Source organism: Polynucleobacter bastaniensis (assembly GCF_018882205.1).
Classification (GTDB): domain Bacteria; phylum Pseudomonadota; class Gammaproteobacteria; order Burkholderiales; family Burkholderiaceae; genus Polynucleobacter; species Polynucleobacter bastaniensis.
In genome coordinates this window covers 418,933-435,579 of sequence record NZ_JACVOU010000002.1, presented here as the reverse complement: position 1 = coordinate 435,579, position 16,647 = coordinate 418,933, and the positions used below count along the sequence as shown (strand labels likewise).

15 protein-coding genes are annotated in these 16,647 nt (G+C 45.8%); 6 read left to right on the top strand and 9 right to left on the bottom strand.

Going from position 1 to position 16,647, the window contains the following annotated elements; genetic code table 11:
* Both apbC and ICN22_RS05285 read right to left on the bottom strand, forming a co-directional pair.
* Complete coding sequence (gene apbC / locus ICN22_RS05290; RefSeq protein ID WP_216169210.1) at window positions 1-1,089, bottom strand: iron-sulfur cluster carrier protein ApbC; 1,089 nt, start codon at window positions 1,087-1,089, stop codon at window positions 1-3.
* 132 nt (window positions 1,090-1,221) lie between these two features.
* On the bottom strand, window positions 1,222-1,416 hold the full coding sequence (locus tag ICN22_RS05285; protein WP_216169209.1) for a heavy-metal-associated domain-containing protein: 195 nt from the start codon (window positions 1,414-1,416) through the stop codon (window positions 1,222-1,224).
* 73 nt (window positions 1,417-1,489) lie between these two features.
* On the opposite strand from ICN22_RS05285, the gene ICN22_RS05280 reads away from it, so the two are divergent.
* The gene (locus ICN22_RS05280; protein ID WP_216169208.1) at window positions 1,490-3,775 is read left to right on the top strand and encodes a heavy metal translocating P-type ATPase; all 2,286 of its coding nucleotides are present in this window, start codon (window positions 1,490-1,492) and stop codon (window positions 3,773-3,775) included.
* A gap of 4 nt (window positions 3,776-3,779) precedes the next feature.
* Here ICN22_RS05280 and ICN22_RS05275 read toward each other — a convergent pair whose 3' ends face one another.
* Window positions 3,780-4,544 (bottom strand): DUF3047 domain-containing protein, encoded by a 765-nt coding sequence (locus ICN22_RS05275; protein ID WP_255533848.1) that lies wholly within the window; start codon window positions 4,542-4,544, stop codon window positions 3,780-3,782.
* A gap of 90 nt (window positions 4,545-4,634) precedes the next feature.
* Between ICN22_RS05275 and ICN22_RS05270 the strand changes: the two genes are divergently transcribed.
* The 5 genes from ICN22_RS05270 to ICN22_RS05250 are packed head-to-tail and all read left to right on the top strand — an operon-like array spanning window position 4,635 to window position 10,174.
* On the top strand, window positions 4,635-6,131 hold the full coding sequence (locus ICN22_RS05270) for a glycosyltransferase family 39 protein (RefSeq protein WP_216169207.1): 1,497 nt from the start codon (window positions 4,635-4,637) through the stop codon (window positions 6,129-6,131).
* A 48-nt stretch (window positions 6,132-6,179) separates the two neighbouring features.
* Window positions 6,180-7,223, top strand: a complete 1,044-nt coding sequence (locus ICN22_RS05265; protein WP_216169206.1) for a lysylphosphatidylglycerol synthase transmembrane domain-containing protein — start codon at window positions 6,180-6,182, stop codon at window positions 7,221-7,223.
* A gap of 19 nt (window positions 7,224-7,242) precedes the next feature.
* Window positions 7,243-8,502 (top strand): glycosyltransferase family 9 protein, encoded by a 1,260-nt coding sequence (locus tag ICN22_RS05260; protein WP_216169205.1) that lies wholly within the window; start codon window positions 7,243-7,245, stop codon window positions 8,500-8,502.
* 5 nt (window positions 8,503-8,507) lie between these two features.
* Window positions 8,508-9,305, top strand: coding sequence for a phosphatase PAP2 family protein (locus ICN22_RS05255; protein WP_216169204.1), 798 nt, complete (start codon window positions 8,508-8,510; stop codon window positions 9,303-9,305).
* Between the two features lie 2 nt (window positions 9,306-9,307).
* Entirely contained in the window at window positions 9,308-10,174 is an 867-nt protein-coding gene (locus ICN22_RS05250) for a 23S rRNA (adenine(2030)-N(6))-methyltransferase RlmJ (protein ID WP_216169203.1), read from the top strand.
* A 43-nt stretch (window positions 10,175-10,217) separates the two neighbouring features.
* On the opposite strand, the gene ICN22_RS05245 is transcribed toward ICN22_RS05250, so the two are convergent.
* From ICN22_RS05245 to ICN22_RS05220, 6 genes are all read right to left on the bottom strand, one after another.
* Entirely contained in the window at window positions 10,218-10,589 is a 372-nt protein-coding gene (locus ICN22_RS05245) for a phosphate-starvation-inducible protein PsiE (RefSeq protein WP_046330394.1), read from the bottom strand.
* A 55-nt stretch (window positions 10,590-10,644) separates the two neighbouring features.
* Window positions 10,645-11,496 carry a cobalamin B12-binding domain-containing protein gene (locus tag ICN22_RS05240; RefSeq protein WP_216169202.1) on the bottom strand — a complete coding sequence of 284 codons (852 nt, stop codon included), beginning with the start codon at window positions 11,494-11,496 and terminating at the stop codon, window positions 10,645-10,647.
* A gap of 241 nt (window positions 11,497-11,737) precedes the next feature.
* Window positions 11,738-13,015, bottom strand: coding sequence for a Coenzyme F420 hydrogenase/dehydrogenase, beta subunit C-terminal domain (locus ICN22_RS05235; protein ID WP_216169201.1), 1,278 nt, complete (start codon window positions 13,013-13,015; stop codon window positions 11,738-11,740).
* Window positions 12,963-14,846 (bottom strand): 1-deoxy-D-xylulose-5-phosphate synthase, encoded by a 1,884-nt coding sequence (dxs, locus tag ICN22_RS05230; protein ID WP_216169200.1) that lies wholly within the window; start codon window positions 14,844-14,846, stop codon window positions 12,963-12,965. Before dxs ends, ICN22_RS05235 begins: the two co-directional genes overlap by 53 nt.
* A gap of 6 nt (window positions 14,847-14,852) precedes the next feature.
* Window positions 14,853-16,154 carry a glutamyl-tRNA reductase gene (gene hemA, locus ICN22_RS05225; protein WP_216169199.1) on the bottom strand — a complete coding sequence of 434 codons (1,302 nt, stop codon included), beginning with the start codon at window positions 16,152-16,154 and terminating at the stop codon, window positions 14,853-14,855.
* A gap of 12 nt (window positions 16,155-16,166) precedes the next feature.
* Complete coding sequence (locus tag ICN22_RS05220) at window positions 16,167-16,619, bottom strand: TspO/MBR family protein (RefSeq protein WP_216169198.1); 453 nt, start codon at window positions 16,617-16,619, stop codon at window positions 16,167-16,169.
* Window positions 16,620-16,647: the final 28 nt, after the last annotated feature.

Genomic DNA, 16,647 nt, shown 5'->3' with positions numbered 1-16,647 from the left:
TTAAGTGTTTTGAACCACAATGTTCGGAAATTTATTGCTCATATCTTTAGAGAGCGCTGCCACTTTAATTGCAACTCGTCTTGCAATCGTTTTATAAATTTCGCTGATAGCGCCATCGGGATCCGCTACAACTGTTGGACGACCAGCATCCGCCTGCTCACGTATCGATAAGTTCAGAGGCAATGAACCCAAGAAGTCTGCACCATATTCTTGGCACATCTTTTGGCCACCACCAGTACCGAACACATGCTCTTCATGACCGCAACTTGGGCAGATATAAGTACTCATATTTTCGATGATGCCCACAATGGGTACGCCCACCTTTTCAAACATCTTCAGACCCTTACGCGCATCCAGCAAAGCAATATCTTGAGGCGTAGTCACAATTACCGCGCCCGTAACAGGCACCTTCTGAGCAAGTGTTAATTGGATATCGCCAGTGCCAGGAGGCATATCCACAATCAAATAGTCGAGATCACGCCAACGGGTTTGACGCAGTAGTTGCTCTAAAGCAGAGGTCACCATGGGGCCTCGCCAAACCATAGGGGCATCGTTATCAATCAAGAAACCAATCGAACTCGCTTGGAGGCCATGACCTTCCATAGGCTCCATCGTGTTTTCTTCAATGGATTCTGGTCTACCGGTAATACCCAACATCATTGGCTGGCTTGGGCCGTAGATATCTGCATCCAACATCCCTACTTGCGCACCTTCAGCAGCTAAAGCTAATGCGAGATTAACGGCGGTAGTGGACTTGCCTACCCCACCCTTACCGCTGGCTACTGCAATGATGTTTTTTACATTAGGTAATAGTTTGACACCGCGCTGAACAGAATGCGCAACGATTTGACTACTTACATTCACGCTGACGTTTTTAACTTCAGGCAATTCACGGAGAACGGCAATCACCGATTTACGAATAGCTTCAAATTGACTTTTTGCTGGATAGCCTAAAACAATATCCAAACTAACATCACCGCCATCAACGCGTAAGTTTTTAACACTCTTAGATGTTACAAAATCAATTTTAGTATTTGGGTCAATCAGACCCTTTAGTACTGCTTGCACAGCCTCTACAGTAAGCGACAAAACTCTCTCCTATTTGGAAGTGCAGGCTTTATAAAGCCTTTTCCACCTCTTTTATTAAGCCTGATGATGAAAAATCAAATAATGCGTAGATTAACCGCACATGCAAAAAATTGCTAAAACCAAAATTAATTGCTAATGTGCAACTGGGAATCCAGCCTCCCTTATGAGCCCGGAGGCTAGCTCTGGAGAAAGGCTTGTTTCTAGCGTGACCAACTGAGTCGCTAGGTCCACCTGAATCTGAGCCTGAGGATCTTGAGCTTGCACCGCCCGAGTAACTGCGTTGATGCAAGCACCACAAGTCATCCCTGAAACCTTGAGCGTAAACATGGCTAACCTTTCAAAACAGTCAAAATGCAGTTGTTAATGGCTTTTTTTCACCTTCAAGTAGATTATCTTCTACATGAGCCCTACAGAATCGTCTAATTCAGAGTTTTATACCCTCGACATTGATGGGATGACCTGTGCCTCCTGTGTTGGCCGGGTAGAAAAAGCTTTAGACAAGATTCCTGGGGTAGAGGCCGCTAGCGTCAATTTAGCCACTGAACAGGCAAGAATTCGTGTTCATCGAGGCTCATCAAGCCTTTCTGACATCATCGCACTCGTTAAAAAGACGGGTTACGAAGCTAAAGAAAGCTCCGCTCGGGGCAATCCGGATCAGAAGATTAGCAAGCCATTTTGGGCTGCCGACGGCTTAGGCCGAGTGATGCTGAGTTTTGCCCTGTCAGCCCCGCTCTTCTTGCCGATGTTCTTCATGCCTTTTGGCATTCATTGGTCCTTATCAGGGTGGTGGCAGCTCACCTTAGCCACACCAGTCCAGTTCATTTTGGGATGGCGCTTCTACGTAGCGGGCTATAAATCCATCATAGCTGGTGCGGGCAATATGGACCTACTCGTTGCCTTGGGTACCAGTGCTGCTTATGGACTCAGTCTCTATATCTTGCTCACTTCAAATCACCCGCATGAACTTTACTTCGAGGGATCAGCGGTCATCATCTGCATGGTCTTGTTAGGTAAATGGCTAGAGGCACGCGCCAAGCAACAAACCAGTGAAGCGATTCGCGCCCTGCAAAAACTCTGGCTAGAGCATGCCAAAGTTTTAAACGCTGACGTTGATGTTCAGGGAAATGCGGGTATTGGCGCCGATCAATATCGCGACTTACCTTTAGAGCAAGTGCTGCCTGGCGATAGCGTCTTCATACTTCCTGGTGAACGCATTCCGGTAGATGGTGTCATTATTTTTGGTGCTAGCCATGTTGATGAATCCCTACTCACCGGCGAAAGCAAGCCCGTTAAAAAATCCATTGAGTCAAAAGTCATTGGGGGCGCATTAAATGGTGAAGGTGCGCTAATAGTAAGAGCGCAGGCGGTTGGTGTTGAAAGCGTGCTTTCACAAATCATTAACTTGGTAGAGGAAGCGCAAACACAAAAAGCGCCGATTCAAAAGTTGGTTGATCAGGTGAGTGCAATCTTTGTGCCGACCGTCATTGTGCTTGCACTCATAACAGGCCTAGGCAACTGGCTTTACTTAGACTCCATCTCCATTGCCATCTTACGCGCCGTATCGGTCTTAGTGATTGCTTGTCCTTGCGCACTTGGCTTAGCTACTCCAGCTGCGATCATGGCCGGCACTGGCATAGCCGCACGCTTTGGTATTTTGATTAAGGATCCTCAAGTATTAGAGCTGGCTCATAAGCTCAATATCGTTGCCTTTGATAAGACTGGTACCTTAACGATAGGCAAGCCACGCATGCTCGCCCTACTGCCCTTAGATACATCACTTGCCGATGCCGATCAGATCCTTGCTACTGCTGCAGGCTTGCAATTAGGCAGTGAACATCCTTTAGCCAAAGCACTGCTAGCTTCATCAAAGGAAAAAGGCATCGCACCAATTGCCACCTCATTTAGCAAGAGCTTGCTTGGTATTGGAATTGAAGGCATTCCAAGTAGCGGTCCTTTTGCAGGACAAAAAATGCGTTTGCAGAGCGTAGCCTCTCTCGAGGACGGCAGCCAGCACAAACTCGTTTTGCAAAAAGCACAGCCTTATTTTGAACAAGGTCAAACTGTTTCCGTATTGATGAGCTCGGGTAGTGAAAGTAGTGGGTTGCCCTTACCAATTGCTGTAATTGCTTTTGGGGATGAACTGAAGCCCAATGCAAAATCAGCGGTCGATGCATTACATGCATTACATATTCGGACAGTAATGCTGTCTGGTGATAATTTAGCCGCTGCTACTCGCGTGGGAAAAATCATTGGCATTGATGAAGTTTTTGCACAAATCCTGCCAAGCGATAAAGCACACATGATTCAACAGCTGCAAAATCCGCCTGCACTTCAGAAACAATATGTCGCGATGATTGGTGATGGCGTGAATGATGCTCCGGCATTGGCGATGGCGGATGTGGGTATGGCGATGTCTACTGGAACTGATGTAGCAATGCAAGCGGCTGGTATCACCTTAATACGTGGCGATCCTACTTTGGTGGCTGATGCAATTGATATCTCTAAGAAAACTTGGAATAAGATTAGGCAAAATTTATTTTGGGCATTTGCATTTAATACGATTGGCATTCCAATGGCAGCTTTAGGTTATTTGTCGCCCATGCTAGCGGGCAGTGCAATGGCACTCTCCAGCTTTTGTGTATTGAGTAATGCTCTGCTCTTAAAGCGCTGGCGGCCTCAGAATTGATAGGCTATTTAGAATTCTTACGCAGTAATTCAATATCGCCGTAAAGAGCACGGGCCTCTGATTTTGTGTTGTCTGTATCAGTAAGCAGTGCGATACCAATAACATTACCTGGCGCTTCTCCATAGGCTAGCTTGTAGTCCGCCGCTAAATCTCGCTCGTGCTTGCGCCACTCACCCAAACTATCTGAACCAGAGTCCACCACAATCATCTTTACACGAGAAGTATGGGCATTGTTCAAAACTGTGTTGACTGAATTCTTACCTGACCAGATATACATTACTGTGGCGTAAGGCATTTCTTGACCGCTAATTAAGCTAGCCATCTCAAAGGTGAGTTTTTCCTTAAGGGGAAGTTTGGATTTATTACCATCAAAGGCTACCAAGATACGCAGTGGTGCATCGTCATGCTGACTATCTGCATTATCTGCTTGTGGTATTGCACCTATCGCCTTCCACTCCCATTGCAACCATAAGTTCTGCGCTGAGCGGGGGCGAAGTTTTACCGCGAGACCAGATGCTGAGGTTTTGGAATTGGCAGCAAGTACGGTACGACCTTGATAATTTTCAAGGCGGTAAAGCGTGTTCTTTTTATACGGTGCGATGCGATAGAAATGCCAACCATCCGGCATACCAGCATGCGGCTTTTCAGCAGAGAACTTAGGTAAATCCTCTTGAGCTTGTAACTGATCCGCATTGAATGGCTGCCCCGCCTCATTCTCAATCGAGTTTCCAGTCAAGCCTGCACAGCCCGCTAGGGAGATGGCTATCATAGGCACAAGTAACAGGGATCGAAAAGGAATTTTTATCAGCATTCGCTTGATTGTCCCAAAGAATGGCTTGCTTAAGTCTAAAATCATCAAATGCGTCACCAATCACCCTCAAGCTGGGCCGTCATCAGCATCTGCATTGCTGCACTAGTGCATTTTGCTCTGGGTTTCTCGATTGAGTTTTCTGTCGATGAAGCCCACTACGCTTTATATGCAAAACATCTTGCCTGGAGTTATTTTGATCACCCGCCACTAGTGGGCTGGATTCAGTGGCCGCTGGTTAACCTAACTTCATCCGAGGGAATTATTCGCTTAATTCCCGAACTGCTCTGGGTGCTCTCCGCTTTCTTGGTGTATCGAGTAAGCCTTGAAATTCATCACTTGATACAAGGGCGTAATGCAGGCTACCTCACTACCGCCCTTCCCTCCGCAAACCTGTGTGGGTTGATGGCTGTCTTGGCCATCATTGCCGCGCCATTGCCCCACGTTTTAGCAATCGGCCTTTTGCCTGACACCCTGCTTGCCCCCTTAAGTCTTGGCTTGATGTTGATGGCCTTACGTTGGACTCGTAAAGATCAGTTCACCATTGCGGACTGGATCATTACTGGCTTGTTACTGGGCTTGGCAGGTCTGAGTAAGTACACCGCTGCGTTTACTGCATTTGCTTTGCTCTTCGTATTGTTGGCCTCGCCCAAAAAAGTCTGGATTACTAAGACTGGTTTTTGGCTTGCAGTAGCGATTGCCTTGATCATGATTAGTCCTGTGCTCTATTGGAATTGGGTCAATGATTGGATCTCGTTCAAATATCAAATTGCTCATGGCAGTGGTGGCGCTTGGGCGTGGCGCAAAGTCGGCGCCTTTGTAGGCATCCAGATTGCCTGCTTTGGACTCCTCTTGCTTTTGGGTGCCTATACTTTTTTAAGGCATTGCCTCCACTCGCACAAGTGGGTTCTGATTGCTCTGCTGAGTTTCTTCATAATTCCTTTTGTAATTTTTGCCGCACTATCTGGTGGAGGTAGTCTGCCCCACTGGACTACGCCTGCCTGGTTTTGTCTTGCACCATTTGCCGGCATTGGTCTAGCTAAAGCATGGGCTGTGCAACGTCGCATGGCAATTCGGATATTGCTAGTTGGGCAGTTAGTGATTTGTTTGCTCAGTTTTGGCTTTGTGTTGGCTGGAGGCTTTACTAGCTCAGCAGTGAAATCCAACCCCATTGCTGATCTCTATGGCTGGAAGCTTGCTGGCCAGAAAGCAGCTCAATTAGCGCAAGCCACTAAGGCGAACGGAATTGCAGTGCAAAACTGGACTCTAGGCAGTCGTGCTGCCTGGTACGCGCAAGCTCTCCCAGTCTTTGTGCTGGACCAAAGACAGGATCAGTTTGACCTTTGGTTTGGGCAATTGCCGGCCGGTGCAAACGTCTTACTGATTAACTGGTCGGGAATGAGTTTTAGTCCACCTATCGGCCAAAATTTAGCCTTTGAAGTCTGTGAACCACTGGACCAGCTAGAAATTATTCGATTTGGGCAGGTTTTATCTAAATTTGACTACAGCCTCTGCCGGAACTGGCAGGATGCTGGTGTGGCACCTTAATTCCCCAAATTCAAGACCTTAGGAGCCGTAGGCATTATCCTTACGCCTATGAGTTCACAACCCCAAGCCACCCCCAAAGCCACATCTGGGTGGAAAGTAATCCTCAAGCGGGCTTGGCCCACAATTCGCATTTTGTTGTCGGTCGCTCTTCTTTGGAAGGCTACCAGCGGAATTGATTGGCACGCTCTCTTGGATTCCGATATTCAGATGCGACCTTGGTGGTTTTTAGCGGCCACATTAACCATGATCTCAGCGTTTGTTTGTGGTGGGCTACGCTGGGGATTTTTGATGCGCAAGGTTGGCTTTCAGGGAAGTCTCGCTAATTTTGTTTCACTCTACTTTGCTGGCGGACTCATCAATCAAGGCTTACCTAGTACGCTCGGGGGCGACAGTTATCGCGCCATTACTGCTACTCACTTAAATAGTAGCGGTAAGTTGACTGAGGCGAAGGAGCTTGATGAGGAGCTGCATCACTCAGTTGATCTAGAGCACGCAACTCCTAAGCTGCGTTTGAGTTTTTCCATGGTGTTAGTGGATCGCTTGCTGGGCTTAGCGGGAAATAATTTACTGGGCGGACTTGGTCTCATTTTGGGTGGCGCGACCTTAGCCGCCTGGGGCACTGATTTAGGATATGCAGTCACCGGCATCATGGTGGCGGCAGGTTTATTGCTCGCCGCTATTTTGGCATGGGGACCTAGCTGCAATTTATTGCAACAATTACTAGGCCGCATACAAATGAATCACGCACTACCTGGCATCAAGCTCGCTTTTTCTTGGCCCATGAATGTAGCTCAAGCCGCATTTGCAATTGGCATTCACTCTCTCACTATTCTGACGCTGCTCTTCTGCCTCAAAGCCTATGGAGTTGATGCACCGATTGAAGCCCTCATGATTGGCTTGCCTGCCTTGAGTCTTTTATTAATGCTGCCAATCAGTATCTCTGGCTGGGGCTTGCGTGAAGCTACACTCTCTTCTGTACTGGCACTATGGGGCGTTAGTCCATCTATGACAGTACTAGCGTCCATTAGTTATGGCGCCATTACCGTCTTATCAGTATTACCTGGCGCTTACTTTTTATTAAAACGGAAATAATTCTTTTTAGAGTCCCACTATGACTATTAGCGTCAACACCATGCGTGCGATTGACCACTGGGTCGGAGTGCCACTTTGCGCGATAGCAAGTCCAGTCGTTGCTCTGATCGATGGCATGAAGAATATTTTTTCTCGTAGCCCAGAAGTACCCCAAAAATTACTCTTTATTGAGTTATCCGAAATGGGTAGCGCAATCTTGGTTGATCCTGCCATGCGCAATGCACAAGCTCGTGGCGCTGAGTTATTTTTTCTGATCTTTAAAAGCAATCGAGCCAGCCTCACTCTATTGAATACCGTGAAGCCCGAGAACATCTTTACGATTGATTCTTCTAGCTTAGGCGGCTTAATTAAAGATACGCTGAAATTTTTACTATTAGCTCATCAGCATCGTATTGATACCGTGATTGATTTGGAGTTATTCTCTCGCTTTACCGCTTTACTTACCGGTCTGTGTGGCGCACGCCGTCGTGTGGGTTATCACATCTTTCATGGTGAAGGCTTGTGGCGTGGCTTTATGTTGACTCGTAAGGTTCATTACAACCCACACATCCACATTACCAAGAATTTCCTCTCCCTGATTCATGCGGCATTTGCTAAAGAGATTGAAGTGCCATTTAGCAAAATCCAGATTGCAGATTCAGAAGTTCACTTAGAGCAAGCGGTAATTGATCCAGTGGTATTGAGCAAAGTTCGTGAGCGCATTGAGAAACTGAGTGCGACTTTTGGTATTACGTTTAAGCAAGGTAAGCAACGCCTCATTTTGGTCAACCCCAATGCCAGTGATCTGTTGCCACAAAGGCGCTGGTCTCAACAGCGCTTTTCTGAGCTGATTCAGGGATTAAATCAACGCTATCCAAATGATCTCATTCTGATCACTGGCTCTCCAGCTGAATTTGACTATGTTGAAAAAGTCCGCGCAGTTGCCAATGTTAAAAATGCGCTGAACTTTGCAGGCCAAGTGAGCTTTGCAGAATTACCCCCGCTTTACACCCTGTCTGATGTGATGGTAACCAATGATTCTGGGCCTGGTCACTTCTCCGCCGTTACTTCATTGCGAACAGTTGTCCTTTTTGGACCAGAAACGCCGGCTTTGTACGGCTCCATTGGTAAATCGATTGCCATCACTGCTAATCTAGCATGTTCACCCTGCGTTAGTGCAGCCAATCATCGCAAAACACCGTGCCATGACAATGTCTGCATGCAAGCCATTACGGTTGCTCAGGTGCTAGAAAAGATGGCGCATCAATTAAATGAAGCCGATCAAGAGCGGGTGCATTAAGTCGCATGGCTGAGCAGCGCAAATCGGCTTTAGCAATTGCATCAATTGGAGTTTGGTGTGTTCCGCTTCTGCCACTGAGTCTAGCAATCGCCATTTACTTTGGTGAATTACAAACACCGACATTTTTATTTATTAATCGCTACACCCAATTACTTCCAGATACTTTTTGGACCTGGCTGACTTTTATCGGTAATGGCTGGGGCATCTTTGCATTGTGCTTTCCTCTCTTACTGTTAGCACCTCGATTGCTGGGTGCTGGACTGCTGGCATCCTTGATTGGTGGTGCCATCAGTCAAATCATTAAGCCTCTATTAGATCTTCCGCGTCCTGCTGGAGTATTGGCTTTAGAAGACTTTTATCGCATCGGTGAGCCTCTATTGCATAAAGCAATGCCCTCTGGTCATACGCTGACTGCTTTTGCGGTAGTTTCTGGAATCTACTTTGCTAGCGATCGAGATAAAAGAAGCTCTTTGTGGTGGATCTTCATCATTGCGGGTTTTTCAGGCATCTCTCGAAATGCGCTTGGCGCTCACTGGCTCACTGATGTTCTGGCGGGCTGCGCAATTGGACTGTGGTCAGGAATGCTGGGAGCAATATTGGCTGGGTTGATTCCAGAGAAGCAGATGGCACCTAATCAGATCGGGCCTCGCTTGCTTGCGCTGGGCGGAGTGGCAACCATCTATGTTCTCCTGACGCAAATCCTAGACTCAGAACTCAATCAGTCTTTGCAATATGCTTGTGTAGCATTAATTAGCATTACTTTAGCTCTGTTTATCAAAGCGCAAAAACCTAAGGCTATATAACGATGTTTAGTTATCGCCATGCTTTTCATGCGGGTAGTCATGCCGATATTCTGAAGCATCTGGTGATGATTCATTTAGTTGAATATTTACAAGAAAAGCCTGGCGCTTTGACTATTGTCGATACGCATGCTGGTGCTGGCATCTATAGCCTGATTGATGGCTTTGCAACCGTCAGCAAAGAAGCTGATCAAGGCATTTATCGCTTAGCTAAATTTGCAGAGAGTAATTCAGTTAGTCCTGGAATAGCTAATTATCTCGAACACGTGCGTTCCGAGAATACCGATCATGAGATAGCCGTCTATCCTGGCTCTCCATTTATCTTGGCACATCTACTGAGATCCCAAGATCGCCTGAAGCTCTTTGAGTTGCACCCTAAAGAGATTGATATCTTGCGCCACAATATCAGCCAACTCAAGCAGTCTAAGCAAGTCGATATTTATGCAGAAGATAGCTTTGCAAGACTGAAAGGCTTAATGCCGCCACCTAGTAGGCGCGGCCTCGTATTGATTGACCCCTCTTATGAGGATAAGCAGGACTATCGCTATCTCGATACTGCCATCGAAGAGGCTTTACATCGTTTCGCTACCGGCTGCTACGCAGTCTGGTATCCCTGCCTCTCCAGAAGAGAATCCGCTGCTCTGCCGGATCATATGAAAAAAATTGTGGCAGCCCACAAACGCTCCTGGTTACAAGCTGAGTTACGGGTTGAGAATGCCCCAAAAGAGCGCCGACTTCAGGCTAGCGGGATGTTCATCATCAATCCACCATGGACTCTTGAAAAGCAGCTTTTTGAAAGCCTGCCTATTCTTGTGAAGGCGCTGGGACAAGATAGTGGCGCTTCATTTTTGTTAAAGAGTTTTGAGGCCTGAGCGGAGCTGATCTAGGCTTCTAGTCATCATCAATTAAGGGGTTTTAAGCCTCTGAATCCGAAGTGCTCATAGCTTTTTTGATGATGATCGCTGAGAGAGCTAACAACAATACCGCCCCACTCTCATATATCAAGTCAATCGTACTAATTCCCTTACCCTGCAAAATAATAAGCCTACACAGCGCTGTGATGGCAATAAAGATGGGAATAGTAATTGGAATCTTGTTGTATTTATAGAAGGCTGCCACCATGCCCAGCACCTCGGCATAAATGAACATGAGCAACAGATCAGTTAAGGTGATTTTTCCATTGAGAAGAACGTTATACATCTCTATGCCAACACTAAAAATAGTAAAGAATGCAATGAGAATCAAAATTCCTTTTTCGGCTGCTGTAATCCATTCGTAAATTTTCATACTATGTGCACCTGAGTCATCGATATCGGAAAAATTTATCTACACTAAATTACAGTTAGCGCAATCGCTCAACATAGTAAGTTGCCTTCTCCAAGGCATCTGCTGCATCAAATCCAACCATATCAGCACCTAATTCATCTACTAACTCAGGATATTGATTAAAAACAGGGCTGCCAACAATCAAGCCAACACGTGGATTTTTTGATTTCAGCTTAATCTCTTGAATCAAGTCTTTTAATTGCGGGAACTGCTCTCGAAGGCTTGCGGATAGGCCGATGACGTCAAACCACTCTGTCTGCGCCATCGAAACAATGTCTTCTTGTGTGGCAGCCAATTCACCCCATATTCTCCAACCGGCTTTAGCGAAGAACTCAGAGACCATAAATAGACCTAAGTTGTGTTGCGAACCTGGCAGAGGAACGAGCATAATGCTCGATCCGGTTTTATTTTGCTCTGCATATTGCTGAAAGATGGGACTTAAGTCATACATGAGCTGCTTAATACGCCACAGTGCAATCGTGACATCCGTAAAGCTAGACTCATCACCCTCCCACATTTCACCAAGTCTTCTAGCGACAGGAGTCAATAAGAGCAGATAAATATTTTCGAGACTCACGCCAGAAGCATGAATGTCCTTGACGTACTTCACAGAGGTTTTCGCATCCTCTTGCAATACCAATTGCGTTAACTCAGCAATCGATTGTTGCGGAATGAGATCAACCGAAGGAGCCTTTAAAGCTAAGGAAATCGATGTTTCGAGGTGCTTCTCAACGATCAAGGGCAAAATATTATTTTCAATCGTCTTGACTAGCGACTCAAGATATTCCTCTTCCGTACAGGCTTTTTCTAATGGATGCGCAGTATTGTTTTTCTCAAATCTAGCCTTAGAGGGCGCATTTGAAACCAAGCAGTCCTCCCAAATGCTATTGGACTGATTTGATTGGGAATTCTGGTTAAGTTTGGAGTCGTCGTGGCTAGATCTCTTTTTAGATTTAGCGATGCTCACTAGCCTAGATAAATTCATGAACATCACTTGATCAGGTCACAGTCTCAAACCAAAACTTGAGATCGCTGTAGCTGTCTAAGAGCCTATAAATGGGAATGTTTACTTTATAGGCTCATTTTTGAAGATACTCAAATGAATTGTCTTAAGTACTTTCCCTAGACCCCTTTATTTCATCACTAGAAGGGCGTATCTCATATTTTTCAAGCAAAACCCAGGTAGATTTCGGCACCATATTTTTAATTTTGTGCGGTGCAATGCTGCGTAAATGAATCACCGATTCAATTGCTTTCATCTCTACCCTCGCTTTAGCAAACTCCAGCCCGCGAGGTCCAAATCTAGGCATTACCCAAGCAAAAATACTGCGCATAAAGTTTGGCATCCGCTGCAATGGCAAGCCACCTGCGGCGAGCTCCACATTCTTCATGAAACCCTTAACAGGGCCTAAACGATTGCCAGCGGAACTGACCGGCTCAAGTGATAGCTCGCTAGAAAGTAGATTCACAAGCCCTTGACCTTTTGGGTTTCGAACAATAATCCATTGCTCCCCTGTGCCTGCCATATACCCCACTGTGATGTCCGATAGGGAGTTGACATAATCAACGCAGGTTTTACAAGTCGTTGGGAAAAAATCTGCGGGTAAGGTGCTGAGGGGCAACTTTAAAAAAGGAATTTCTTGCACTTCACCATTTTTAAATCTCAATTCAACATGGTAGTCAGCTCTAAATTCTAGATACGTAATATCTTCAGGATTGGGACTCAACAAGCCTAAAAACTGATGGAAGTTTTCTGTTGTTGTGTTATCAGAACAAGGTGATCCAATAATGAGTAATTTCTCAAATCCAAGCTCTTTTTCTAAAGCTCTAGCAGCATAGACTTGGCAAGGTATGCCCACCATCGCTACTTTTTTATATCCCAAATCTTTAGCTTGTTCAAGGTACTGAATGATGGGTGCATAACCCATCTTCATGCCCCGACACTCGGCCATATCCTCTGCTTCAGTAACGATGACTGGACTCGGTTTCCAGCGATCTTCGGGATCAGAACGCATGGTAATAACAGCGTCTATCTCCCCCTTCTCCAGCAGAACCTCACATAGCCTACTAATAATTCCAGTCCATTGCGCACCAGGTAAAGGATTAATTAATCGGGCCCTAAACATGTGGAGGTAGGCCCCAAAAAATACTTCATCAGAATTTTCTAGCTTACGCTCTCTACCATGGACTGATAGTTCGTATTTTGGATAATCGGGTTGAATAAATTGGCAAGCAGTTGCGCAGCGCTTGGGGGCTGATGTGCGTGACACTCCACAATCAGTACATAAGTCCCGATAGGGAATCTCTTGAATTAAATCCTGCCCAACCAATGCTTTATCCAAATCGGGCAATAACACTCTGCTGTATCTTCTGAGCAGAAAGTCCATAGTGATCTAAGAGTAAATTGACATCGCCATGCTCTACATACTCATCCGGCAACCCAATTTGGAGGGTTTCTATTTGAATGTTTTTATTCGATAGCACCTCAAGGCAGGCGCTGCCAGCGCCGCCCTGAATTGCGCTATCTTCAATCAATACCAGGCCATCATGAGAGCGGGCAATAGTCAGGAGCAATTCCTCATCGAGCGGCTTAACAAAACGCATATCTACTACTGTAGCGTTGATCTCTTCCGCTACGGCTAAGGCGCTATATAAAATAGGTCCAAAGCAGATAAAAGCAATTTTTTTCGTTGGTGGCACTTCATTATTTAAAGTGCGCACTATGAGACCCTTACCCATCGCTAGGGTATCTAGCGAAGGCTCAGCTGGAGCTCCAATACCAGAACCGCGCGGGTAGCGGACAGCTGCCGGGCCATCATGTCTGAAAGCAGTGCTCAACATAGCACGGCATTCTTGCTCATTCGAGGGCGTCATCAAAATCAAGTTAGGCAGGCAACGTAAGAAGGCAATGTCAAAGGCACCAGCATGCGTTGCACCATCCGCACCAACAATACCGGCACGATCAATCGCGAAAACAATCGGGAGATTCTGTAAGGTAACATCGTGAATCAGCTGATCGTAGCCACGCTGTAAGAAAGTAGAGTAAATCGCAACTACTGGCTTTAAGCCTTCGCAGGCAATACCAGCAGCAAAGGTAACGGCATGTTGCTCAGCAATTCCAACGTCATAGTAACGATCCGGGAAGCGAGCTTCAAACTCGTTTAGTCCAGAGCCCTCACGCATGGCTGGTGTAATCGCAATGAGTCGCTCATCCGCAGCCCCCATATCGCACAACCATTCACCGAATACCTGGGTAAAGGTTTTCTTACTGGCTTTACCGGCTTGAATTCCGATGCTCGCATCAAATTTGCTTGGCCCATGATAAAGAATAGGGTCTGCTTCTGCCCGATCGTAGCCCTTGCCTTTCTTGGTAATGATGTGAAGAAACTGAGGCCCCTCAGTTTGTGCGAGATGTTTGATGTTTTCTAGGGTAGGAATTAATACATCTAAGTCATGCCCATCAATCGGCCCGTAGTAATCAAATCCAAACTCTTCAAAAATCGTAGCTGGGCCAACCATTCCTTTTGCATGACCCTCAAGCCTTTTTGCGAACTCGCGTATTGGCGGAGCAACCGATAAAACCTTGTCGATACCTCTTTTAGTGGCCGCATACATCGAGCCCGAGATGAGTTTCACTAAATATCGATTCAACGCACCAACTGCCGGTGAAATCGACATCTCGTTGTCATTCAGTATCACTATCAAAGGAACTTTTTTATTCACGCCAGCATTGTTCATGGCTTCGAATGCCATACCAGCACTCATAGCGCCATCACCAATAATGGCTACTACGCTGCGCTTTTCATTTTTGGTCTTGGCTGCTACGGCCATCCCCAAAGCAGCCGAGATACTCGTTGAAGAATGAGCAGTACCAAAAGCGTCGTATTCACTTTCACTTCGCTTTGGAAATCCTGAGATACCACCGTATTGACGAAGTGTGGACATTCCCTCACGCCGCCCTGTCAGTACCTTATGGGCATAACTTTGATGGCCTACATCCCAGATCATTCGGTCATGTGGGGTATCAAATACGTAATGTAGGGCAATAGCCAGTTCTACAGTACCTAGATTAGAAGATAAATGTCCACCAGTACTGGAGACTGAGTTGAGAATAAAGCTGCGTAATTCTTGAGCGATTTGAGGGAGTTGATTGGATTCATAATCCCTCAAATCAGCAGGGCTAGTGATGGTCTCGAGAAGATTGGTGATCTTTAACATGGCAATTTACTTTGTCGTATAGATTGTCGAAATAATCTTTTTAAAATCTTCCAAATTTTCATGGCTAGAATTCTGGAGCGCGCAAATTGGAGCGTGCATAAATTTATTAGCTAGCGCACTAGCCATTTGAGAAAGAACAATCATCGGATCCTCTCCTTTAGCAATTCTTCTGCCTGCTTTTTCCAGCTCAATTTTTTGATACCGCTCACCTTGATCCTGAATCGATTTGATGATGGGCACTACCGTTCTTTTTTCCAGGGCTTGATAAAACTCAATCACTCCCTTTTCAATGATTTTCTCTGCCTCATGAACAGACTCTGTTCGATTTGCTTTGCCCGCACTTACAATCTCACCAAGGTCATCGATTGAGTATAAGTAGGCATCCTTCACACTCTTAATCTCAGACTCAAAGTCTCTTGGCACAGCTAAGTCAATCAAGACCATGGGCCGATACTGTCTTGCTTTCAATGCAGTTTTGACCATCCCTAGACCAATAATTGGCAATGAACTCGCAGTGCAAGACACAACTACATCATATTCATGCAGATGCTGAGCTAACTCATGCAAGGGAAATACTTCGGTTACTAAATTTTGATCAGCAAAGGCCTTAATTAACTCACTGCCCCTATCTACCGTACGATTAGAAATTGTAATCTTCTTAGGCTTCTTACCAGCAAAATGACTTGCACAAAGGCCGATCATTTCACCTGCCCCAATAAACAGCACATTACATCCATTGATGTCGCCAAAAATACGCTGAACCAGTTTGATTGAGGCGCCCGCCATCGATACTGAATGAGCGCCAATTTGAGTGCTACCTCGAACCACTTTGGCTACAGAAAAAGTCTTATCAAATAATGGCTTTAGATAAGCGCCAACAGTTCCTACTTGATTGGCATAGTCAATCGCCTTCTTCATTTGCCCCAGAATCTGGGTCTCTCCGAGCACCATCGAATCTAGGCCACTGCCTACCCTGAAAGCATGCTTTACAGCATCTGCAGATGTCGCAGAATAAATATAGGGGCGTAGCTCATTACCCTGAACATTATTTTGCGCCGCCAACCAATCAAAGGCTCTTTTTTCAAAATCGTTATCTGCATACTCCACATCATTTGCAGCGCAGTAAATTTCCATTCGATTACAAGTCGACAGAATTGCTACCTCAGGGCTAGCACTTGAATTTTTACCTTGCAAGTACTTTCGCAGATCAATTAACGAGTCTTGCAAAATTTCAGGAGCTACAGCAACACTTTCCCGAATATCTATTGGAGCAGTGTGATGATTTACACCAAGGTTGAGTAGTTTCATGCTGGCCATTGTTTAATAAGCCCCCGGATTGAGAACCAGGGTCTCCCAGTTCAAACACATCGCGATCGTGACCCAGATCAAATAGGGCAACATTAAAAAGGCAGCCAATTTATGGATAGGCCACATGACCACCATAATTGCTAAGACTGATAACCATAAAAAACCCGCTTCAATCAGAGACCAATCGGGGTGGTGCATGCGAAAATAAAAGATGCTCCAAAGAATATTTAAGGCGCTATTAAGTACAAATAGGCCAACCAAAGAAATTCTTTGTGACCTTGTAGGGCGATTGTTAAAAGCAATCATCCAGGCCGCTGCCGATAGTATGAAAATAATCGTCCAGATCAAACCAAAGGCCCAATCTGGCGGTTTCCATTCCGGCTGCTTCAATGAAAAATACCAAGGACCGATTTCTGTCGCTAAGCCACCTGCGACAGAAGTAATGATCATCCATGCAGCGATCATTAATAGGTACTTGTGTTTAAAGAAAAGC